A 20,669-nucleotide genomic window follows, 5' to 3' on the forward strand; every position below is an offset into this window, starting at 1 on the left:
CTGGTCTTGAAACCTATACCCAGTAGGGGTATATAGACGCCATGCGCAAGGACATCAAGGTATCCGTCGGAAAACGTCTCGGCCGGATCGAGGGCCAGGTTCGTGGTCTCTCGAAAATGGTAGAGCAAGACCGCTACTGCATCGACATCGTGACGCAAATCGCGGCGGTGCGCGCCGCGCTGCGCCGGGTCGAGGAAGAGGTCCTGAAGGATCACGTCGCCCATTGCGTCGAGCACGCCATCGCGAGCGGCGACAAGGCCGACCAGCGCGCCAAGATCGCGGAGTTGATGGCGGTGATCGGACGGGCGGAGCGGTAACCCTCGCGCTCTCCGCCGTCATTGCGAGCGCAGCGAAGCAATCCAGACTTTTAGCGCGGAGGCAGTCTGGATTGCTTCGTCGCAAGAGCTCCTCGCAATGACGGTAGAGAAGTCTCGTAGGGTGGGCTAAGCGGAGCGTGCCCACCATCCGTTAGTGATCGCGTGAGAACGTGGGCACGGCGCTTCGCGCCTTTGCCCACCCTACGAGACGCGAACCTAAGCCGCCAACTCCCGCGTCTGCGCGCGGTAAACCGCGAGCTCGCTGAGCAGCACAAAGTGCTCGGAGAAAACCACGCTGGCTTGCGCGCTCACTTCTTCAGAAATCTCAGTCGGCGTTTCTTCGTCAATCGCCTCAGGAACGAGCGGCGGCGCACGGAGCGTTTCTGGAAACACACTGAAAGTGCCCGCCACCTCCTCGAGCGGCTTTTGCTTGTCGGCCCAGTGCAGGGCGGTGTAGTCGAATCCATTGACGATGGTGGGCTTGACCACCTCGAAATAGGGCGAGATGTCGAAGTCGCGGGGCATGTAGAGCGAGGAATCGCGGATGTGCAGGATTTCGCGCCGCGCGGCGCGGCTGCCAGCCTTGGTGATCTTCGGCAGGATCGGGTAGCGCACGGCGTCGAAGGCCTGCGCGATCAGCGCCGAACAGATGATCTTGGTCGGGTCGCCCGAGCCGATCGCGATCATGCGCCGGCGCCAGCGCTGCGGTATCGGCAGCGGGAACAGATAGCGCATGAGGTCGACGATGTTCTTGGTGTCGTAGCCGAAGCCGATGCGGTTGATCGCATAGCGGCAGACCGTGGTGCGGTCCTCATAGGACAGCCCGACCGGGCGGCAGAGGCGGGTGTGATAGGGGAAATATTTCGACAGCGGTGCCGAGGTGACGCCTTCGCCGATATTGGCCTCGATCAGAACATGCGGCTCGCCGTTGGGCTCCTCTGCCCCCTCGATCGGACCGACATAGAGCGCGGCATGCGACCAGGTCGACTGCGTCAAATATTTGATGATGCCGGAGATGCGGTTGTTGCCCTCGACCAGCAGCACGTCGCCGGGCGCGATGACGCCGCGCAGATGCTCCGGGTCGCTCGGCGTGAACGGCTCATAGCCCGGCACCTCCTTTGAGAGGTACGCGGCAATCAGCTTGCCGACAGAATCCAGGACCGTCCCCATCTCGAACTCCCCCCACGGCCTTTTCCGGCCGTCTTTTTCCCTTCTCTATCATGGTCGAAACGTGTTGCAATTCGGTTCATCGCTCTGTGAGATCAAGCATGATTGATTCACCATGATGGTTGCTGCGCAACATCAGATACGGCAAGGTTCGCGGGCTGTTCCCGTTCGCCGCAAGTCCCCGGAAACCATGACATGACAATCACGCGCCGCGGCTTCCTTTCGGCGTCCGCGGTTCTTGCGGCGATGCCGGTGCTGCGCGCATCCGCCGCGCCCCTGCCGCGCGAGGCCGACATCGTGGTGATCGGTGCGGGGGCTGCGGGAATTGCCGCGGCGCGGCGTATCATGGCAACGGCCCGCAAGGTCATCGTGGTGGAAGCAGCATCGCAAGTCGGCGGCCGCTGCATCACCGACAGCACGACCTTCGACACCCCGTTCGACCGCGGCGCGCGCTGGATGCACAATCCCGACACCAACCCGATGATCCGGCTGGCGCGCAGTGCCGGGCTGGACGTGCTGCCGGCGCCCTCGGGCCAGAAGATGCGCATCGGCCGCCGCAACGCCCGCGCAGGCGAGACCGAGCAGTTCCTGGCCGCCCTGGTGCGCGCCAACCGTGCCATCGACGAGGCCGCGCGGGGCAAGCTCGATACCTCCTGTGCCGCCGTGCTGCCGAAGGATCTCGGCGACTGGGCCGGCGCGGCCGAGTTCATGCTGGGCGCGAGCTTCGCCGGCAAGGACCTGAAGGAGCTGTCCGCGATCGACAAGGGACGCGCGCAGGACCGCAACGCAGCGATCGCCTGCCGCCAGGGCCTCGGCACGCTGATCGCCAGGCTCGCCGAGCAGGCGCCGGTGGCGCTGGCGACACCGGCGAGCCGCATCGCCTGGAGCAACCGCGACGTCAGCGTCGAGACGCAGGCCGGCAAGATCACCGCGCGCGCCGCCATCGTCACGGTCTCGACCAACGTGCTGACATCGGGCGCCATCAAGTTCGCCCCCGACATTCCCAAGCGAACGCTGGATGCGGCATCGAAGCTCAGCCTCGGCAGCTACGATCGCATCGTGCTGCAGCTGCCGGGCAATCCGCTCGGCCTCTCGCGCGACGACATCCTCATCGAGCAGAGCAATTCGACCCGCACGGCGTTGATGTTCGCCAATATCGGCGGCTCCTCGCTGTGCTCGATCGATGTCGGCGGCTCGTTCGGCCGCGATCTCTCGGAGCAGGGCGAGAAGGCGATGGTGGCCTTTGCCAAGGAGTGGATCGCAAAGCTGTTCGGCAGCGAGGCTGCTTCCGCCGTGCAGAAGACCAGCGCCACGCGCTGGAATGCCTCGCCCTACGTGATGGGCGCAATGTCGGCGTCTGCGCCCGGCGGCCAGCTCTCGCGAAAGATTCTGACCGAGCCGATCGGCAATGTCTTCCTCGCCGGCGAAGCCACGCACGAGACGCTTTGGGGCACCGTCGATGGCGCCTGGGACAGCGGCGAACGCGCCGCGGATGCAGCCCTGCGCAAGATCGGCGCGCTCAAGGACGAGCCTGCAGATGTGCCGACGCAGTCGACCAAGAAGCGGCGCGTGCCGAGGCAGTAGTTACCGCAACACGCCGTCCAACGCCGGCAGCCCAAAGATCACGGCCATCGCAATCAGCGCGTAGCAGATGCCGCGAAACACTTTCTCGCTCGCGCGCCCGAACAGCGAGGCGCCGAAGGCGACGCCGAGGGCGTAGACGGGGCCGACGATCAGCGACAGCACCAGCGATTCGCGGCTGATCAGGCCGGTGGTTGCGTAGCTGACCATCGAGAAGAAATCCGACGCGCCGAAGAACAGCACGATGTTGGCGCGCGCGACGATCGGCGCGATCGGGCGGCCGAGCCAGTAGCCGACGATCGGCGGGCCGCCGGTCTGCGCGAGACCGCTGCAGAAGCCGGAGAGGCCGCCGATGCCGACCGACAGCCAGGCGTGGTCCTTGCCGCGATAGCGCCACCCCGACAGCAGTAGCAGCAACAGCGCCGCGACGAAGCAGGAGATGATCCAGCGCGTGGTGACGGGTTCGAGCACGCTGAGGAAATAAGTGCCGATGGGTACGCCGATCAGCGCGCCCAGCACGATGACCGCGGTGGCCTTGCGATCGGCCTTCCGCCAGGCCTCGGGCAGCAGCGGCGCGGCCGCGACGAAGTCGATGACGAGCAGCAGGGCTGCAACGAGCCGCGGCGCCGCGAAGCTGCTTGCCAGTGGCATGAAGATCAGCGCCGCGCCGAAGCCGGAGAAGCCGCGCGCGGTGCCCGAAACGAAAGCGACGGCGCAGAGCGCCGCCGCGATCGTGAGGCTGAAGTCCTTCGGAAGGAAATCAGCGAAGGTCATGCTCTATGACTCCCAAGCATGACGTTGTCCGAAAACCGCTTCACACTTTTCGGCTTCATGCTCGCAGAGTGCCGCCGGTCTTCTTCGTCACCTCGGCCACGATCTTGGCGCCGACGGCCTCGATCTCCTGATCGGTCAGGGTCTTCTCGCGGGGCTGAAGCGTGACCGCGATCGCGATCGACTGCTTGCCGTCATCGATGCCCTTGCCCTCGTAGACGTCGAAGACGTTGACGCCCGTGATCAGCTTCTTGTCGACGCCTTGCGCGGCGCGAACGATGTCGCCGGCCTTGACGCCGCGGTCGACAATGAACGCGAAGTCGCGCGACACCGGCTGGAACGCCGAGAGCTCGATCACGGGCTTGGCGCGCGTCGGCTTCTTCTTGGCCTCGGGGATGCGGTCGAGGATCACCTCGAACACGACAAGCGGCCCGTCGGCGCCGAGTGCCTCGAGCGCTCTGGGGTGCACTTCGCCGAAATATCCGAGCACGTTCTGCGGCCCGATCTGGATCGTGCCGGAGCGGCCCGGATGCAGCCAGCCGGGACCACCCGCCACGATCTGCAGCGCCTGCATCGGCGCGCCGGCGGCCGCCAGCACCGCCAGCGCATCGGCCTTGGCGTCGAACACGTCGGCCTGCGCCGAACCGGACCAGTGCCGTCCGAGACCTTCAGACGAAGCAAGGCCGCGGCGCACGCCACTCGCCGCCATGAACTGGTCCTGCGGGCGATCGCCCTTGAACACCTGGCCGACCTCGAACAGCGCGACATCGCCGAAGCCGCGATCGGCATTGGCCTGCGCCGCCGCGATCAGGCCGGCGAGCAGGGTCGGGCGCATGTCGGAGAGATCCGAGGCGATCGGGTTCGCCACTTCGAGCTCACGCTGTCCGCCGCCGAACAATTCGGCGGCAGGTTTTGCGATGAACGACCAGGTCACGGCTTCGACCATGCCGCGGCTTGCGAGCGCGCGCCGCGCGCGGCGGGTGCGCAGCTGCAGCGGGGTCAGCACGGGTTTGCGCGGCTCGTCGCCGCGCTCGAACGGCGTCATCGGCACCTTGTCGACGCCGAAGATGCGGACGATCTCCTCGACGATGTCGGCCTTGCCGTGCACGTCGGAGCGCCACGAGGGCACCGCGACCTTCACCACCGGGCCGGGACCCGCCATCATGAAGCCGAGATGGGTCAGGATGCGCTTCATCTCGACCTGCGGCACCTCGATGCCGGAGAGGCGCTTCACCTCCGTGACCGGGAAGTCGATCACGCGGTCGTCGGCGAAGACTTTGCCGACCACGACTGTTTCGGACGGCGTGCCGCCGCACATCTCCATCACCAGCTTGGTCGCGAGCTCGACGCCGGGCACCATGAAGGCCGGATCGACGCCGCGCTCGAAGCGGTAGCGCGCATCCGAATTGATGCCGAGCTTGCGGCCGGTCTGGGCGATGTTGATCTCGTTCCACAGCGCCGACTCGATCAGCACGTCCGTGGTGTTCTCGTCGCAGCCCGAGGCTTCGCCGCCCATGATGCCGGCGAGCGATTCGACGCCGTGCTCGTCGGCGATCACGCAGATCGAGGAATCAAGATTGTAGGTGCGGCCGTCGAGCGCCAGCAGGCTCTCGCCCTCGCGCGCGCGGCGCACGACGAGATTGCCCTTCACCTTCCTGGCGTCGAACACGTGCAGCGGGCGCGCACGGTCGTAGGTCATGAAGTTGGTGATGTCGACCAGCGCGTTGATCGGACGCAGCCCGATCGCGGTCAGCCGCTTCTGCAGCCATTCCGGCGACGGTCCGTTCTTGACGCCGCGCACGAGGCGGAGCGCAAAACCCGGACAGAGCGTGGCATCCTCGACCGTGACCTTCACGGGGCAGGGGAATTCGCCCTTGATCGGCTTGATCGTAGGGTCCTTGAACCTGCCCATGTCGGCGGCGGCGAGATCGCGCGCGATGCCATGCACGCCGGTGCAGTCCTGCCGGTTCGGCGTCAGGTTGATCTCGATCACGGGATCGCCGAGCCCGGCCCATTCGGCGTAAGCCGCGCCGATCGGCGCGTCCGCCGGCAATTCCATGATGCCGTCATGGTCGTTGGAGATCTGCAGCTCGGCCGCCGAGCACAGCATGCCGCGGCTCTCGACGCCGCGGATGGTGCCGACGCCCAGCGTGATGTCCTTGCCGGGAATGTAGGTGCCGGGCGGTGAGAACACGCTGACGAGGCCCGTACGCGCATTCGGCGCGCCGCACACGACCTGCACCGGCGCACCACCGTCGCCGGTGTCGACCATGCAGACGCGCAGGCGATCCGCATTCGGATGCTGCTCGGCCGAGATCACCTTCGCAATGGTGAACGGCTTCAGCGCCTTCGCCTTGTCCTCGATGTTCTCGACCTCGAGCCCGATCATGGTGAGCTTGTCGGCGAGCTTGTCCAAAGGCTCGTCGGTCTCGAGATGATCCTTCAGCCAGGAGAGGGTGAATTTCACGTGCTCAGCCCTCCGGCAAGCGTTGGTACTTCGAGCGGCTTGAAGCCGTAGTGGGACAGCCAGCGGACGTCGCTGTCGAACAGCTGGCGCAGGTCGGCGATGCCGTATTTCAGCATGGCGATGCGGTCGATGCCCATGCCCCAGGCAAAGCCCTGGTACTCGTCGGGATCGATGCCGCAGGCGCGCAGCACGTTCGGATGCACCATGCCGCAGCCGAGGATCTCGAGCCAATCCTCGCCCTCGCCGAAGCGGATCTCGCCCTTGTCGCGGCGGCACTGGATGTCGACTTCGAGCGACGGCTCGGTGAACGGGAAGAACGAGGGCCGGAAGCGCATGTTGATGTGGTCGACCTCGAAGAACGCCTTGCAGAACTCGTGCAGGATCCATTTGAGGTGGCCGAGATGCGAGTGCTTGTCGATGACGAGGCCCTCGACCTGATGGAATTGCGGCGTGTGGGTCGCGTCCGAATCGATGCGGTAGGTGCGGCCCGGGCAGATCACGCGGATCGGCGGCTTCTGGCTCAGCATGGTGCGCACCTGCACCGGCGAGGTGTGGGTCCGCAGCAGCATGCGCGAGCCGTCCTCCTTCGGATGGAAGAAGAACGTGTCGTGCATCTCGCGCGCCGGATGGCCTTCCGGAAAATTCAGCTTGGTGAAGTTGTAGTCGTCGGTCTCGATATCAGGGCCTTCGGCCACCGAGAATCCCATGTCGGCGAAGATGGTGGTGAGCTCGTCCCAGACCTGGCTCAGCGGGTGGATGCGGCCGGCATCAGCCGGCGCATCGCGCAGCGGCAGGGTGACGTCGACGGTCTCGGACGCCAGCCGCGCATCGAGCGCGGCCGACTTCAGCACGTCGCGCCGCGCCGCAAGCGCCTGGCTGACTTCGTCCTTGGCCTGGTTGATCGCCGCGCCTTGCGTCTTGCGCTCGTCCGGCGACATCTTGCCGAGCGTGGCGAGCAGCGCCGAGATCGAGCCCTTCTTGCCGAGGGCTGCAACGCGCACGGCCTCTAACGCAGCCTCGTCGGCAGCCGCGGCGATGTCGGCGATGATCTGGGCTTGGAGCTGGGCAAGATCGGTCATGGCAATCCCTTTTGGCCAGGATGCTGAGCCGATGATCCTAGCCCGTCACGCCCGGCCCAAAAGCGCGAAGCGCGTCTTCGCGTTAGATTCGCCGGGCATCCACGTCGGAGAAGTTGTGCTTTGCGCGAGAGATGACGGCCGGGGCGATCAGCGCGAGACGCGCCTCTGCCCGGGCCATCACAAGCTCAATGCTGCGCAAGTTGCGCAGTGGGCGGCTTACGCCGCCAGCGCGGCTTTGGCCTTCTCGGCGATCGCCTGGAACGCGGCAGGCTCGCGGATCGCGAGATCCGACAGCACCTTGCGGTCCACGGTGATGCCCGACTTGGCAAGGCCGTCGATAAATCGGCTGTAGGTCAGGCCGAACGGACGGACGGCAGCGTTGAGGCGCTGGATCCAGAGCGCGCGGAAGGTCCGCTTGCGACGCTTGCGGTCGCGGAAGGCGTATTGCTGGGCCTTCTCCACGGCCGGCTTGGCGGCGCGGATGGTGTTCTTGCGGCGGCCGTAGAAGCCCTTGGCGGCCTTGTAGACTTTCTTGTGCTTGGCGTGGGCGGTCACACCGCGTTTGACGCGAGACATGACGAAATCCTTCAGAGATGACTTTGGTTATCGGATCGCCGCGCGGACGCGGCACGGATGGCAATGATCGTGGACGCGATCAGGCGTTCGGCAAGAAGTACTTCTTGACGTTGTCGCCGTCGGTCTTGAACAGCACGCGGGTGCCGCGGAGCTGACGGATCTGCTTCTTCGTCCGCTTGATCATGCCGTGACGCTTGCCGCGCTGGGCGTGCATCACTTTGCCGGTGGCAGTCACCTTGAAGCGCTTTTTAGCGCCCGATTTGGTCTTCAGCTTGGGCATTTGGCTCTCCTAATGGCCACAGAGATCCGCCCGCGAAGGCGGCTGGACCGTCAATAATGCTCGTTAGAGCGTTGATTGTGCTCAGGTTTTGCGAACAAGCGCGAAACCCGCACGAGACACCGCCACGGCAGCCCGTAAATCAGCCGGGCGATGAAGGCTGGGCTTATGACAGAGCACAGGCCAATTGGCAACGATGAACCGCCAAAACCACCCCGCCGACTATTGGACGCTGCTACCCTCATGTCCAAGCCTTCTCGCCTGAAGCAGGTCCAAAATGGCTCATTTCCCGCAACTTTTGATTTCACTGGCCGATTTCGCCCGTCCGCGCCGTCTGGCGCTGTTCGCCGTGCTCGCCGCGGCTGCGCTGCCTCAGGCCGCCGATGCCCGCGCCGGCCGCTATGACGGCATCTGGAACGTCACCTTCGCCACCACCCGCGGCAATTGCAGCTCGGGCTACAGCGTTCCCTTCACCGTGACAGGCACCCGCGTCTCCTCCGCCGGCGGCGGCCGGGTCTCGGGCCGGGTCAACCGCTCCGGCGCTGTCGCCGTCCAGGTCTCGGTCGGCGCCTCCCACGCCAGCGGGGGCGGCCGGCTCGCCCGCGTGAACGGCGCCGGGTCGTGGAAGGGCATCATTTTGGGCGACCAGTGCAGCGGCACCTGGCAGGCGACGCGGACCTGATACACAAACGGCCCGCCGGGGATCCGGACGGGCCGTTGCATTCTCAAGTCCCAAAGCGTTGCGCGTCAGCGCGGCGCCAGCACCATGACGACCTGGCGACCTTCGAACCGCGCGTCCTGCTCGACCTTGGCGAGCTCGGCGACATCGGTCTTGATCTTGTCGAGCAGCTTGGTGCCGATCTCCTGGTGCGCCATTTCGCGGCCACGATAGCGCAGCGTGATCTTCACCTTGTCGCCCTCTTCGAAGAACCGCTGCATCGCGCGCATCTTCACGTCGTAATCGTGATCGTCGATCATCGGACGGAGCTTGATCTCCTTGATCTCGACGGTCTTCTGCCGCTTGCGGGCTTCCGCGGCTTTCTTCTGGGCGGAATACTTGTACTTCCCGTAGTCCATGATCTTGCAGACGGGAGGGCTGGTATTCGGCGAAATCTCGACCAGATCCATGCCAGCTTCCTGGGCCATCCGGATGGCGACGACCGTTTCGACCGTGCCCTTGTTGTCACCGGTCTGGTCGATCAGCTGGATCTGCGCATTGCGGATATCATCATTGATGCGCGGCCCGTCTTTGCTGGCAGCGGGCGGAGCTTTATTAGGACGGCGAATGGGTGGTTCTCCAAAGTTGTGAAAGAAGCGGCTATTTTGAAGGAAGATGCGTTTGCGGGCAAGCAAGTCGCTGGTACGAGGCGCGAAAAACCCTCAAATGCGAGGCATTTTGGTCACGGCCCTCGGCACGCTGACCGACATAGACACCTTGCCTCTGTTCCGCAAGCGTCCCAAAGGACCAATAGCGATGCCGGTCGTCTTCGGAACAGGTCCGGACAGCTCAAACCGCACAGCCAGAGTAAACGTTCCATGACCGACGCAATTCCCGATGCCGCGCTTGAGTTCATCGATGTGGACGAAGGGCCGTCCGCACGCCGGATCGCGGTGCGCCGCCGTCCCGGAAAAGGCCCCGGCCTGGTCTGGCTGGGCGGCTTCAAGTCGGACATGCAGGGTGGCAAGGCCGTGGCGCTGGATGCCTGGGCCCACGAGCGCGGCCGTGCTGTGGTCCGGTTCGACTATTCCGGTCACGGCGAATCCAGCGGCGATTTCGCCGACGGAACCATCGGCAGCTGGCTCGAGGACAGTATTGCGGTGTTCGAGCGCTTTTGCGACGGCCCGCAAATCCTGATCGGCTCCTCCATGGGCGGCTGGATGGCGCTGCTGCTCGCCCGCGAGATCAAGAAGCGTGCCGGCAAAGCGTCGCTCGCAGGGCTCGTGCTGATCGCGCCGGCGCCCGATTTCACCGAAGAGCTGATGTGGAAGAATTTCTCGCCCGCGGTGAAGAAGGAGATCGAGACCAGGGGCTTCTGGCTGCGCCCGTCGGAGTACGGCGACGGCACGCCCTATCCGATCACGCGGAACCTGATCGAGGAGGGGCGCAACCACCTCGTGCTCGGCAGCGCCATCGATCTCGGCTGCCCCGTCCGCATCCTGCAGGGCGCGAAGGATCCCGATGTGCCGTGGCAGCATGCGTTCGCGCTCACCCATCGCCTGCCGGCCGACGACGTCGTGCTGACACTGATCCAGGACGGCGATCACCGCCTGTCACGCCCGCAGGACATTGCGCGCATTCTTGCCGCGGTGGCGGAGATCGGGTGAAGTTGCAGTGCTCGCTGTCATTGCCCGCGAAGGCGGGCAATCCAGTATTCCAGAGGCCATCGTGCTTAAGCCGAGAAGCCGCGGCGTACTGGATGCCCCGCCTTCGCGGGGCATGACAGAAACGGGAAGGGAGAAACGTCAATGACGACCACCACCGTCATGCTGCGCGCGTTCTGCGACGCGGTCGAGCAACGCAACGGCAAAGCCTTCGCCGAGCTGTTCACCGAGGACGGCGTCTATCACGACGTCTTCTACGGCGCCTTCGCCGGCCGCGCGAAGATCGCCGCGATGATCGACGACTGGTTCTATCGCACGGCGACGGATTTCCGCTGGGACATGCATGACCCCGTCACCGACGGCACCACGCTCTATGCGCGCTACACCTTCAGCTACAAATCGACATTGCCGGAAGCGAACGGCGCGCGCGCGATGTTCGAGGGCGTTGCGATCATGACGCTGAAGGACGGCAGGATCGCGAGCTATCATGAACTCGCCAACACCGCGCCGGCGTTTGTCGACTTGAGATTTGCGCCGGAGCGGATCGCGAAGATCGTTGCAAAGCAGGGCGCCGAGCTCAAGGCGCGGCCGGAGATGCAGCGGCATCTAGCCGTCATTCCGGGGCGCGCGTAGCGCGAACCCGGAATCCATTCCTCCACCAACTCTGCCGTCCGATGGATTCCGGGCTCGTGACTTCGTCACGCCCCGGAATAACGGCAGTGAGCTAACGCTTCGACGGATTCGCCATCGGTTTGCGCTGCGCCAGCGCGGCCACCGTCGCGGTGCCGATCGGGCCCGCTTCGTCATGGAGCCAGCATTCGCCGATCGCGACGCCGTCGGTGGCGTGGTGGTTCACCACCTCGAAGCCGATCCACTCCGTCACCGGCAGGCGGTGCAGATAGATCGTGACGTCGCTGTTGATGTAGCCGAGCCCCTGGTCGCCGGCATTGGCAAACGGGCTGGCAAAATCGGCGCCGGTGGCGACATGGACGAACGGTGTCATCGCGGCGCCGGCGACGAGCTCGCGCACCTCGCTCATCCACAGCCGGCGCGGCCCCAGCGAGCCCATATGGCCGACGATGGGGCGCGTCGCCCATTTGCCGTTCATGCCGAGCCGGGGATCGGTCGGCTTGGGAATGTCGGATGGTTTCGGCGCATCCCAGTTCGGCGGCGACCACACATTGCCATCGGGATTCTGCGTCTTGCGCAGCAGCTGGCACGAGGCGCGCGCCATGCTGACGCCGCCGGAAAGAAACTCCGCCTCGACCACGCGGATGCGCAGTCCATCGCGCACCAGGCGCGTCCTCACCTCGATCGGCTTGTCGATGGTCGGCAGCCGGAACATGTCGACCGTGAGCCGCGCCGGCACGAATTCGGGCCCGGAATGGCGCTCCTCGATGACGAAGCCGAGCAGGCCGATGATGACGCGCCCGTGCAGCGATTTCGGATCCCATGGACCGTTGGCGACTTCCGTCGGATGGAATGTGTCACCCTCCCGGGTGAAGAAAGGCATGTTTGTCATGACGCGCGAGATTGCGGGAACGCGCGGGGAAATCAAGGGTGGTGAGGGCGTGTGTGCTCACCATACAAAAGGTGTCATCGCCCGGCCTGACCGGGCGATCCAGTACGCCGCGGCGGTTGTGGTTGAATCGACAGGCCGCGGCGTACTGGATCCCCCGCTTTCGCGGGGAATGACAGCAGAGAATTAGGACGCAGCTCGCCACTCCTCACGCACGCTATCGTCGTGCTCCTTGCGCGCAGCAGCAGATCGCATCGCCTCAAACTCTTCTCGTGACACCAACTGCCCCAGCGCCCACACCGCCGCCCCGCGTACCAGTGGGCTTGAGTCATCGAGTAACCGCCGCGCCTCGTCCGCCAGCGCCGCCTCGCCTGAGTTGCCGATCGCAATCAGCACATTCCGCAAGAACCGGTCGCGGCCGATGCGCTTCACCGGCGACTTCGTGAACAGCGCACGAAACGCGGCATCGTCGAGCCGTGCCAACTCGGCGAGATCAGGCGCGCGCAATGCGTCGCGCGCGGCGAGCTTGGCCTCGCGACCCTCCTGCGCAAACTTGTTCCACGGGCATGCCGCGAGGCAATCGTCGCAGCCATAGATGCGATTGCCGATAGCCTTGCGAAACTCGCGCGGGATCGCGCCCTTGTTCTCGATCGTGAGATACGAGATGCAGCGCCGCGCATCGAGCTTGTAGGGCGCGGGAAAGGCCGCGGTCGGGCAGATGTCGAGACAGGCCCGGCACGAGCCGCAATGATCGATCTCGGCGGCATCGTGCGGCAGATCGAGCGTGGTGTAGATCGCACCGAGAAACAGCCACGAGCCGAACTCGCGCGAGACGAGGTTGGTGTGCTTGCCCTGCCAGCCAAGGCCCGCGGTCTGCGCCAGCGGCTTTTCCATCACCGCCGCAGTGTCAACGAACACCTTCACGTCCGACGGCGCGGTCGCCACCAGCCAGCGCGCCAGCGCCTTCAGCCGCTTCTTGATGATGTCATGATAGTCGTCACCTTGCGCATAGACCGAGATCGCCGCGCGCGTGCGCTGCTTCAGGATCGCGAGCGGATCGGAGTCGGGACCGTAATTGACGCCGAGCATGATCACGCTGCGCACGTCGGCCCACAGCCCGCGCGGATCGACGCGGCGCTCCGGTTGGTTCGCCAGCCAATCCATGTCGCCATGGCCGCCCGAGGCGATGAATTCGAGGAAGTATTTTCCGGCCGCATCGATCGTGCCCGGCGCGGTGACGCCGATGCAGTCGAAGCCGAGCGCGTGCGCTTCGCGCGCCAGCGCCGCCTTCAGCTCAGTCGGGTCGGAGCTCAGAAATCCAGGTCCACATAGGTCCGCGACGCCGGCACGCCGGCCAGCCATTCGCTTAGCAGCGGACGGAACGACGGGCGGGATTTCACCCGCGCGTACCACGCCTTTGCTGCGTCGTCCTCGCTCCATGGCACGTCGCCCAGATAGTCGATCGCCGAGAGATGCGCCGCGGCGGCGAGATCCGCGTAGGTGAGCCGGTCGCCGGCGAGGAAATTGCGCGTCTGCGCCAGCCAGCCGATATAGGCCAGATGATAGCGCACATTGGCTTTCGCTGCGCGCATCACGTCCGCCGAAGGCGGGCCGCCGCCGTTCTCCTCGCTCATGAAGCGCTTGTAGATCCGCTCGGTGACGAGCGGGTGCGAGACCTCCTCGAAGAACTTTTCGTTGAACCAGGCCATCAGCCGGCGCACCTCGACGCGCTCGAAGGTGGTCTCCGGCATCAGGCGCTTGACGCCCATCCCCGCGCCATAGGCCTCGTCGACATATTCGGCGATGATGGCCGCGCCCGGGATCGGCGGCTGTTCCTCGTCCACCAGCACAGGCGTGGTGCCGGCCGCATTCAGCAGCAGAAACGCCTCGCGCCGCTCCCAGCTGCGCTCCTCGACCAGCTTCAGGTCGAGCCCGTATTCACCCACGATCAGGCGGATGAAGCGCGAATGCGGGCAGAACGGATGATGAAACAGCGTAAACATGAAGCCTTTGACTATTTGATGGTGCTTAAGAATCCATCAATGTTTGTGCGGCGCCACACTAGCCCTTCAAAACCGCGAAGCAAGGGCGTGATGTCGCATTTTGCGATTGCGGCATGGGGGCGAATAGGCGAGAAGAGCCCCGCTTTTCCAGCCGAAATGGACCGTAAATATGTCAGACGCAATACGGGCAGTGATCCTCGGCATCATCGAGGGTGTGACCGAGTTCCTTCCCGTATCCTCGACCGGCCACCTCCTGCTCGCGGAGCGCTTCTTCCATCTCGGCGAAGGTGCGTTCTGGGATTCGTTTACGGTCCTGATCCAGCTGGGCGCGATCCTCGCGATCGTGGGGCTCTACTTCAGGAAGCTCTGGGATGTCGTGATCGGCCTGTTCACGGGCGATGCCTATGCGCGCCGCTTCGTGATCGGCGTGCTGGTGGCGTTCCTGCCGGCCGTGATCGTCGGTCTCGTCGCCGGCAAATACATCAAGACCCTGCTGTTCAATCCGTGGGTCGTCTGCTTCACGCTGATCGTCGGCGGCGCCATCCTGCTCTGGGTCGACAAGCTCGATCTCAAGCCGCGCGAGCACGACGCCACCAAGTTTCCGCTCTTGATGTATCTCTATATCGGCATCGCGCAATGCGTGGCGATGATCCCGGGCGTGTCGCGCTCCGGCGCCAGCATCGTCGCTGCGATGCTCTTGGGCGCCGACAAGCGCGCGGCGGCGGAGTTCTCGTTCTTCCTCGCCATCCCCACCATGATCGGCGCGTTCGCCTACGATTTCTACAAGAACCGCGCCGAGATGACGATGGATCACATGAACATCGTCGCGATCGGCTTCGTGGTCTCGTTCATCACCGCGATCATCGTGGTGAAGACGTTCCTGACCTACGTCACCCGCCACGGCTTCGTGCTGTTCGCCTGGTGGCGCGTCATCGTCGGCACCCTCGGCCTGATCGCGCTGGCGTTGGGACGGTAGGCCCGTTACCCCATCTACGCCCCTGCCGCGCCTTCAACGCAATATAAGCTTTTGACCGGTACTCAGTTTCGCAATGCAGGGCGGTGCGCCCGGCACAGGAGCTGAACCATGACCCTCGTCAGCGGCTGGGGCCGTTTCCCGGTCGTCGATAGCGACGTGCTGCGGCCGCGGTCGTTCGAGGCCGTTGCTGAAGCCATGGTGTCCGGCACCGTGGCGCGCGGCAATGGCCGCGCCTATGGCGATGCCGCGATCGGGGTCGCCAGGACCGTCGCGATGACGGGCTTCGACCGCATCAGATGGTTCGATCCGGCGAGTGGACGCATCCGCCTCGAGGCCGGCGTGCTGCTCTCGGATCTGATCGACACTTTCGGCCCGCGCGGTTTTCTGCCCTTCGTGCTGCCCGGCACGCGCTTCGTGTCGATCGGCGGCGCCATCGCCGCCGACGTGCACGGCAAGAACCATCATTGTGAAGGCGGCTTCGGCCGTTACGTCGAGAGCATTCTGCTGCGCACGGGCGAGGGCGAGACCATCGAGGCCTCGCGCGAGCAGAACTCCGATGCGTTCTTTGCCACAATCGGCGGCATGGGTCTGACCGGAATCATCCTCGAGGCGACGATGCGGTTGCGCAAGGCCGAAACGGGATGGATCCGCGAGCGCGTGATCTCGGCATCCGATCTCGATGCGGCGATGCGCGCGCTCGATGCAGGCGATGCCGCGACCTATTCGGTGGCCTGGATCGATTGTGCCGCGCGCGGCAAGGATCTTGGCCGCTCGCTGGTCTATCTCGGCGAGCACGCCGGCAAGGACGAGCTTCCCGCCGGTGCCGCCGCGTTTCCCGCCGGCAAGGATCCCGGTCTCGGCGTCCCCATCGATTTGCCCTCGATGACGCTGAACCGCTTCAGCATCCGTGCCTTCAACGAGCTGTATTACCGCATGGGCGCGCGCCGCGCCGGCCGCAGCCATGTGGTCTCGCTCTATCCTTATTTCTTCCCGCTCGACAGCATTGCCGACTGGAATCGCATCTACGGCAAGCGCGGCTTCCTGCAGCATCAATGTGTGATCCCGGAAAACGGCGCGCGCGACGTGCTCGGCGAGATCCTCGATCGCGTCGCGCGGCGCGGCGATGCCTCCTTCCTCGCGGTGCTGAAGAAGCTCGGCCAGGGCGACGGCATCCTGTCGTTTCCGCTGCCCGGCTACACGCTGGCGCTGGATTTCCCGGTGCGGGGCGACATCCTGAATTTTCTCGACGAGATCGATGGTCTCGTCGTCGCGGCAGGCGGGCGGCTTTATCTCGCCAAGGATGCGCGCCAGTCGCGCGAGACGCTCAATGCCGGCTATCTCGCGCTGTCGCGCTTCAACGCGATCCGCAAATCGCTCGATCCTGCCGGCAACATCCGCTCCAAGCTTTCACAACGTCTGTTTGATGAGGTCTAGGCCGTGACGTCGCGCAAGTCTGTACTGGTCCTGGGTGGCTCATCCGACATCGGCCGCGCCGCGGCGCGCGCCTTCGCCAAAGCGGGATACGATGTGGGGCTCGCCGGCCGCGACCTCGCCGCGCTGGAGCCTGACGCCGCCGATCTGCGCGCGCGCTACAATGTCGAGGTCGGCCTCCACACCTTCGACGTGCTCGACACCGCCTCGTTCGAAGGCTTCGTCGCCGGCCTTCCCGCGCTGCCCGATGTCGTCATCTCGATCGTCGGCCTGCTCGGGGTGCAGCAACAGGCCGAGAGCGATCTCGCCCACGCCACCGCGATCATGCGCTCCAACTACGAGGGCCCGGCGCTGATCCTTGGCCTGTTCGCGGAAAAGTTCTTGAGCCGCGGCAGCGGCACGCTGGTCGGCGTGTCCTCGGTTGCCGGCGATCGCGGCCGCGCCTCGAACTATGTCTATGGCTCGGCGAAGGCCGGCTTCTCCGCCTTCCTGTCCGGCCTGCGCGCCCGCGCCAGCCGGGGCGGCGTCCACGTCGTCACGGTCAAGCCCGGCTTCGTCCGCACCAGGATGACCGAAGGCATGAAGCTGATCGGCCCGCTCACCGTCGAGGCTCCCGTCGTCGGCGATGCGATCCTTCGCGCCGTCGAGAACAAGACCGATATCGTCTACGTCAGCGCCAAATGGCGCCTCGTGATGTTGATCATCAAGACGTTGCCGGAAGCGGTGTTCAAGAAGCTGAAGTTTTGAGGCCGTTGCCCTCACCCGCCGCTTCGCGGCGACCTCTCCCGCAAGCGGGAGAGGTGAAACTCACACGCTCATGCGCTGGAACTGACCGGCCGCGCGGAAGCGCCAGAGATATTGCGGGGCGATCGCTTCCAGCGAATCGGGCGTGATGCCGAGGCCTTCCAGCGTCAGCCCGGCGGCCTTCGCCGCATCGGACACGACATTGTCGCGCTCGAGCAGCGTGACCTGGTCCGGGGTCAGCTTGAACGCGCCCGGTGCGAATTGCAGGAAGTTGGCCTGGAAGCGGGCGAGGCCGAACGACAGCGGCACCAGCATCCGCTTGCGGTCGGTGATTTCGAGGATCGCCTCGATGATCTCGCGCATGCTCAGCACCTCCGGCCCGCCGAGCTCGTAGGTCGCGCCCGCCTTGGCCTTGCCGTCGGCGGCATCCGCGATCGCGCTGGCGACGTCGCCGACATAGACCGGCTGCATCTTGGTCTCGCCGCCGATCAGCGGCAGCACCGGCGACATCCGGGCCAGTGCGGCAAAGCGGTTGGTGAACTGGTCCTCGGGGCCGAACATCACGGAGGGGCGGAAGATCGTGGCGGCGGGAACCGCGGCCAGGACCGCGGCTTCGCCGGCCGCCTTGGCCCTGGCATAGCGCGAGGGCGATTGCGCATCGGCCCCGATCGCCGAGACATGCACCAGCTGGGCCCCGGCCGCGGCCGCCGCCTTGGCGACGGTCTCGGCGCCCTTGGCCTGGACGGCGTCAAACGTCTGCGCGCCGCCCTCGGTGAGGACGCCGACGAGGTTGATCACGACATGCGAATCACGCAGCGCCGCCTCGACCGAGGCCGGATAGCGCAGATTCGCCTGCACATTGTGGACCTGCCCGACCCGGCCGAGCGGCTGGAGGTATCCAGCGAGTTCCGGCCGCCGCACCGCGACCCGGACCCGGTAATCCCGCTTGCACAGGGCGCGGACGACGCTGCGGCCCAAAAACCCCGATCCGCCGAAAACCGTGACGAGCGTGTCCAGATTCGATGCCATGGGAGCCGTTCCTGCGGAAAAGAGTGTGTCGTGTCAGGCTTGTATCGGGCCGGTTTGCGATGCGCAATCGGCATCCCGAGCCCGGCCTCACGCATGAATTGACAACGGCGTCACCGAACCGTAGTAACCGCCTCCGTGCCCCAAACGGCATGCCCAGGTGGTGGAATTGGTAGACGCGCTGGCTTCAGGTGCCAGTGGCTTAACGGCCGTGAAGGTTCGAGTCCTTTCCTGGGCACCATACGATTCTGGATCGCAAACAAATCCAGATAGATAAGCCCTTTCAGAGTGTTGCGTTGGCCCCGACTGTGTAACAATGGGGTGTAACATTGCTGTTCAGGGTTGTTCGGCCGATGCGCCGGGACGGGTCTCGCTTTCCTCTTTTCGTGCAGCGCATTCCGGCTGATGTCCGACGCAAAGCAGTCGGTTTCGAACTGGCGATTCCGCTCGGTGACAGTTTCGTTTTCGTGACGCTTCGCGAGGGCGCTCAGGCAGTGCGGTTCTCCCTTCGCACCACGGACCCCAGCGAGATCAAGACCCGTCAGGCGCTCGCGGCGGCCTATCTGGAATCCGTCTGGGCGGCGCTCCGCAATGATGCCCCTGTGCATTTGAGCCACCGACAGACGACGGCCTTGGCGGGCGAACTCTATCGCGTTTGGGCGGACAGCGAGAGCCGCGCCCGGAGTGTCGCCATGGTGCACACGCCCGGAGTTGGCTGGGCGCCAGACACCGACAGCCAGGACGAGCAGGAAGCTCAATGGGCGGCCGTCGTGGCGATGTGGGAGAAGGTCGGCAAGGATGGCGACCCCAAGCACTTGGAAAAGCCGCTTGGTCCTATCGTGGATCGCCTCTTGTTGACCAAGGGCATTCGCCGCGTGGACAGCGAAAGGCGCGCCATGTTGCTGGTCGCTTTTTGGATGGCGTTGCGGGACGCTTTCATGAGCCGCCAGCGCAATGCGGGAGGGGACTATGCGCCTGACCTCAAGGCCGCCCGCTTCCCGGATTGGCAGGCGCCTGAAGGGCCACTGAAGGAGAACCCAAAGCGGGGCGCCTCAAAGAATTCTCTCACCGGGCTGGTCGAGGACTGGTGGAAGGAAGCCAAGCAGGCCGGTCGCAAGCAGAGCACCTATGAGAGCTATCGCAATTCAATGGCGCGCCTTGTGACGTTCCTCAAGCACGACACTGCGAGCCGGGTGACACCGGAGGACATAGTCCGCTTCAAGGATTATCGCGTGCAGAGCGGCGTTAGCCCAAAGACCGTGAAGGATAGTGACCTCGCGGGCCTGAAGACGGTGTTTGGCTGGGCGGTGGTCAATCGTCGGCTGCTTAGCAATCCGGCCGAAGGGATCACCATCAAGGTCGGCAAGTCGCGCAAGCTCCGGTCTAAGGGGTTCTATGATTCGGAGGCCATCGCCATCCTGAAGCACGCTCGCGAGTTCGTGCCCGGCCGGGAAGCCCCGAAGCTCGCGGCGGCTAAGAGGTGGGTGCCGTGGCTGTGTGCCTTCACGGGCGCCCGCGTGGGCGAGATGATCCAGATTCGCAAGGAGGACTTGCGGCGCGAAGGCAAGCTCTGGGTGCTGCACGTGACGCCCGAAGCGGGGCCCGTGAAGACGGATGAAGCGCGTGACGTCGTACTCCATCGCCAAATCATGGAGGAGGGCTTCTTGGCGTTCTTCGAGACGTCGAAGGGCGGCTATCTGTTCATTGAACCCAAGGTCGGTGAGCTTGGAGTGCGTAATGCAGTGAAGACGGCCCGGAACAAGGTGAATGAGTTTGTGCGCGAGGTGGTGAAGGATAAGAACGTCGATCCGAGCCACGGCTGGCGCCATCGGTTCAAGACCGTCGGCATAGAGCAGGGCGTTGAGACGCGCGTGCTGGACGCCATTCAAGGGCATGCGCCACGCAATGTCTCGGAGGGTTACGGCGACGTGACCATTAAGGCGAAGGCGAATGCCATCGCTCGGTTTCCGGCGATCGAAGTCGCATAAGTAACCGATAGCTGACAAACCCTTCGGGGAAGCAAAGGTCCGCTAAGGGCCACAGGCGACATTGGCGAAGACGCCGCCAACTAGGCGGCCTTACTGCTTGCGGATGATCTTAAAGGCGAACTCGACTTCCATCACAGGGCCGCTTTCATCGCGCACGGCGATTGCCATTTGATGGATTTGCGACCCCTTGAAACTTGCCATGCTGTCCGATGCAAGTCCCGTCAGAGCGCGGGCCGCCTCTCTTTGCACTGCCACCATGTCGCGCAAGTCCAACCCTTCCTCATCGAGGATGATGTTTCCCCCATCGCGGAAGTCGAAGTAATAAAGGGCCATCCGGCACTCCCAACGCAGGCGGGAGCGCGCCGTGTCTCTCAGCCACCGACGCCTACGGTCAGAGCCCCGGCCGGTGATGCGGGATAATTTCG

The 20,669-nt window shown here is 64.9% G+C and carries 21 protein-coding genes and 1 tRNA gene; 10 read left to right on the forward strand and 12 right to left on the reverse strand.

Features of this window, described 5'->3' with window-relative positions; translation table 11 throughout:
* The first annotated feature begins 41 nt into the window (after nt 1-41).
* A complete protein-coding gene (locus ACNJYD_RS01110) occupies nt 42-317 on the forward strand; it encodes a metal-sensitive transcriptional regulator (RefSeq protein ID WP_212257812.1) in 276 nt (91 codons plus the stop codon).
* 216 nt (nt 318-533) lie between these two features.
* On the opposite strand, the gene ACNJYD_RS01115 is transcribed toward ACNJYD_RS01110, so the two are convergent.
* Nucleotides 534-1,487 (reverse strand): YiiX/YebB-like N1pC/P60 family cysteine hydrolase, encoded by a 954-nt coding sequence (locus ACNJYD_RS01115; RefSeq protein ID WP_212257811.1) that lies wholly within the window; start codon nt 1,485-1,487, stop codon nt 534-536.
* A gap of 192 nt (nt 1,488-1,679) precedes the next feature.
* Between ACNJYD_RS01115 and ACNJYD_RS01120 the strand changes: the two genes are divergently transcribed.
* Nucleotides 1,680-3,068 carry a flavin monoamine oxidase family protein gene (locus tag ACNJYD_RS01120; protein ID WP_212257810.1) on the forward strand — a complete coding sequence of 463 codons (1,389 nt, stop codon included), beginning with the start codon at nt 1,680-1,682 and terminating at the stop codon, nt 3,066-3,068.
* Here the strand turns inward: ACNJYD_RS01120 and ACNJYD_RS01125 are convergent, their stop codons facing one another.
* The 5 genes from ACNJYD_RS01125 to rpmI form a co-directional block, all read right to left on the reverse strand.
* Entirely contained in the window at nt 3,069-3,839 is a 771-nt protein-coding gene (locus ACNJYD_RS01125; protein WP_212257809.1) for a sulfite exporter TauE/SafE family protein, read from the reverse strand.
* A 55-nt stretch (nt 3,840-3,894) separates the two neighbouring features.
* Entirely contained in the window at nt 3,895-6,303 is a 2,409-nt protein-coding gene (gene pheT / locus ACNJYD_RS01130) for a phenylalanine--tRNA ligase subunit beta (protein ID WP_439365095.1), read from the reverse strand.
* Nucleotides 6,300-7,382 (reverse strand): phenylalanine--tRNA ligase subunit alpha, encoded by a 1,083-nt coding sequence (pheS, locus tag ACNJYD_RS01135; RefSeq protein WP_439365096.1) that lies wholly within the window; start codon nt 7,380-7,382, stop codon nt 6,300-6,302. Before pheS ends, pheT begins: the two co-directional genes overlap by 4 nt.
* A gap of 216 nt (nt 7,383-7,598) precedes the next feature.
* Complete coding sequence (rplT, locus tag ACNJYD_RS01140; protein WP_027550107.1) at nt 7,599-7,958, reverse strand: 50S ribosomal protein L20; 360 nt, start codon at nt 7,956-7,958, stop codon at nt 7,599-7,601.
* 79 nt (nt 7,959-8,037) lie between these two features.
* Nucleotides 8,038-8,238 carry a 50S ribosomal protein L35 gene (rpmI, locus tag ACNJYD_RS01145; protein WP_008539890.1) on the reverse strand — a complete coding sequence of 67 codons (201 nt, stop codon included), beginning with the start codon at nt 8,236-8,238 and terminating at the stop codon, nt 8,038-8,040.
* A gap of 274 nt (nt 8,239-8,512) precedes the next feature.
* On the opposite strand from rpmI, the gene ACNJYD_RS01150 reads away from it, so the two are divergent.
* On the forward strand, nt 8,513-8,917 hold the full coding sequence (locus ACNJYD_RS01150; RefSeq protein WP_172789484.1) for a hypothetical protein: 405 nt from the start codon (nt 8,513-8,515) through the stop codon (nt 8,915-8,917).
* Nucleotides 8,918-8,982: 65 nt separating this feature from the next.
* Here ACNJYD_RS01150 and infC read toward each other — a convergent pair whose 3' ends face one another.
* Nucleotides 8,983-9,522, reverse strand: a complete 540-nt coding sequence (gene infC, locus ACNJYD_RS01155) for a translation initiation factor IF-3 (protein WP_080134054.1) — start codon at nt 9,520-9,522, stop codon at nt 8,983-8,985.
* Between the two features lie 249 nt (nt 9,523-9,771).
* Between infC and ACNJYD_RS01160 the strand changes: the two genes are divergently transcribed.
* A complete protein-coding gene (locus ACNJYD_RS01160; protein ID WP_439365097.1) occupies nt 9,772-10,560 on the forward strand; it encodes an alpha/beta hydrolase in 789 nt (262 codons plus the stop codon).
* A gap of 141 nt (nt 10,561-10,701) precedes the next feature.
* Nucleotides 10,702-11,190: a nuclear transport factor 2 family protein gene (locus ACNJYD_RS01165; protein WP_439365098.1), complete on the forward strand. Its 489-nt coding sequence runs from the start codon at nt 10,702-10,704 to the stop codon at nt 11,188-11,190.
* Between the two features lie 91 nt (nt 11,191-11,281).
* Here ACNJYD_RS01165 and ACNJYD_RS01170 read toward each other — a convergent pair whose 3' ends face one another.
* From ACNJYD_RS01170 to ACNJYD_RS01180, 3 genes are all read right to left on the reverse strand, one after another.
* Entirely contained in the window at nt 11,282-12,079 is a 798-nt protein-coding gene (locus ACNJYD_RS01170; protein WP_439365099.1) for an acyl-CoA thioesterase domain-containing protein, read from the reverse strand.
* Nucleotides 12,080-12,262: 183 nt separating this feature from the next.
* Nucleotides 12,263-13,438, reverse strand: a complete 1,176-nt coding sequence (gene queG, locus ACNJYD_RS01175; protein ID WP_439365100.1) for a tRNA epoxyqueuosine(34) reductase QueG — start codon at nt 13,436-13,438, stop codon at nt 12,263-12,265.
* A complete protein-coding gene (locus tag ACNJYD_RS01180) occupies nt 13,387-14,079 on the reverse strand; it encodes a glutathione S-transferase family protein (protein WP_212257801.1) in 693 nt (230 codons plus the stop codon). Before ACNJYD_RS01180 ends, queG begins: the two co-directional genes overlap by 52 nt.
* 169 nt (nt 14,080-14,248) lie before the next feature.
* On the opposite strand from ACNJYD_RS01180, the gene ACNJYD_RS01185 reads away from it, so the two are divergent.
* The 3 genes from ACNJYD_RS01185 to ACNJYD_RS01195 all read left to right on the forward strand — a co-directional run bounded on the left by ACNJYD_RS01185 (nt 14,249) and on the right by ACNJYD_RS01195 (nt 17,233).
* On the forward strand, nt 14,249-15,055 hold the full coding sequence (locus ACNJYD_RS01185) for an undecaprenyl-diphosphate phosphatase (RefSeq protein WP_172789490.1): 807 nt from the start codon (nt 14,249-14,251) through the stop codon (nt 15,053-15,055).
* A 108-nt stretch (nt 15,056-15,163) separates the two neighbouring features.
* The gene (locus ACNJYD_RS01190) at nt 15,164-16,489 is read left to right on the forward strand and encodes an FAD-binding oxidoreductase (protein WP_439365101.1); all 1,326 of its coding nucleotides are present in this window, start codon (nt 15,164-15,166) and stop codon (nt 16,487-16,489) included.
* A gap of 3 nt (nt 16,490-16,492) precedes the next feature.
* Nucleotides 16,493-17,233, forward strand: a complete 741-nt coding sequence (locus ACNJYD_RS01195; protein WP_439365102.1) for an SDR family oxidoreductase — start codon at nt 16,493-16,495, stop codon at nt 17,231-17,233.
* Between the two features lie 60 nt (nt 17,234-17,293).
* Here the strand turns inward: ACNJYD_RS01195 and ACNJYD_RS01200 are convergent, their stop codons facing one another.
* A complete protein-coding gene (locus tag ACNJYD_RS01200; protein WP_439365103.1) occupies nt 17,294-18,259 on the reverse strand; it encodes a complex I NDUFA9 subunit family protein in 966 nt (321 codons plus the stop codon).
* Between the two features lie 151 nt (nt 18,260-18,410).
* On the opposite strand from ACNJYD_RS01200, the gene ACNJYD_RS01205 reads away from it, so the two are divergent.
* Nucleotides 18,411-18,497 (forward strand) — tRNA-Leu (locus ACNJYD_RS01205).
* 88 nt (nt 18,498-18,585) lie between these two features.
* A complete protein-coding gene (locus ACNJYD_RS01210; protein WP_439365104.1) occupies nt 18,586-20,244 on the forward strand; it encodes a tyrosine-type recombinase/integrase in 1,659 nt (552 codons plus the stop codon).
* A 90-nt stretch (nt 20,245-20,334) separates the two neighbouring features.
* Here ACNJYD_RS01210 and ACNJYD_RS01215 read toward each other — a convergent pair whose 3' ends face one another.
* Nucleotides 20,335-20,577 carry a DUF6894 family protein gene (locus ACNJYD_RS01215; protein WP_439365105.1) on the reverse strand — a complete coding sequence of 81 codons (243 nt, stop codon included), beginning with the start codon at nt 20,575-20,577 and terminating at the stop codon, nt 20,335-20,337.
* Nucleotides 20,578-20,669 lie beyond the last annotated feature (92 nt).

This window comes from Bradyrhizobium sp. SPXBL-02 (assembly GCF_051853065.1).
Classification (GTDB): domain Bacteria; phylum Pseudomonadota; class Alphaproteobacteria; order Rhizobiales; family Xanthobacteraceae; genus Bradyrhizobium.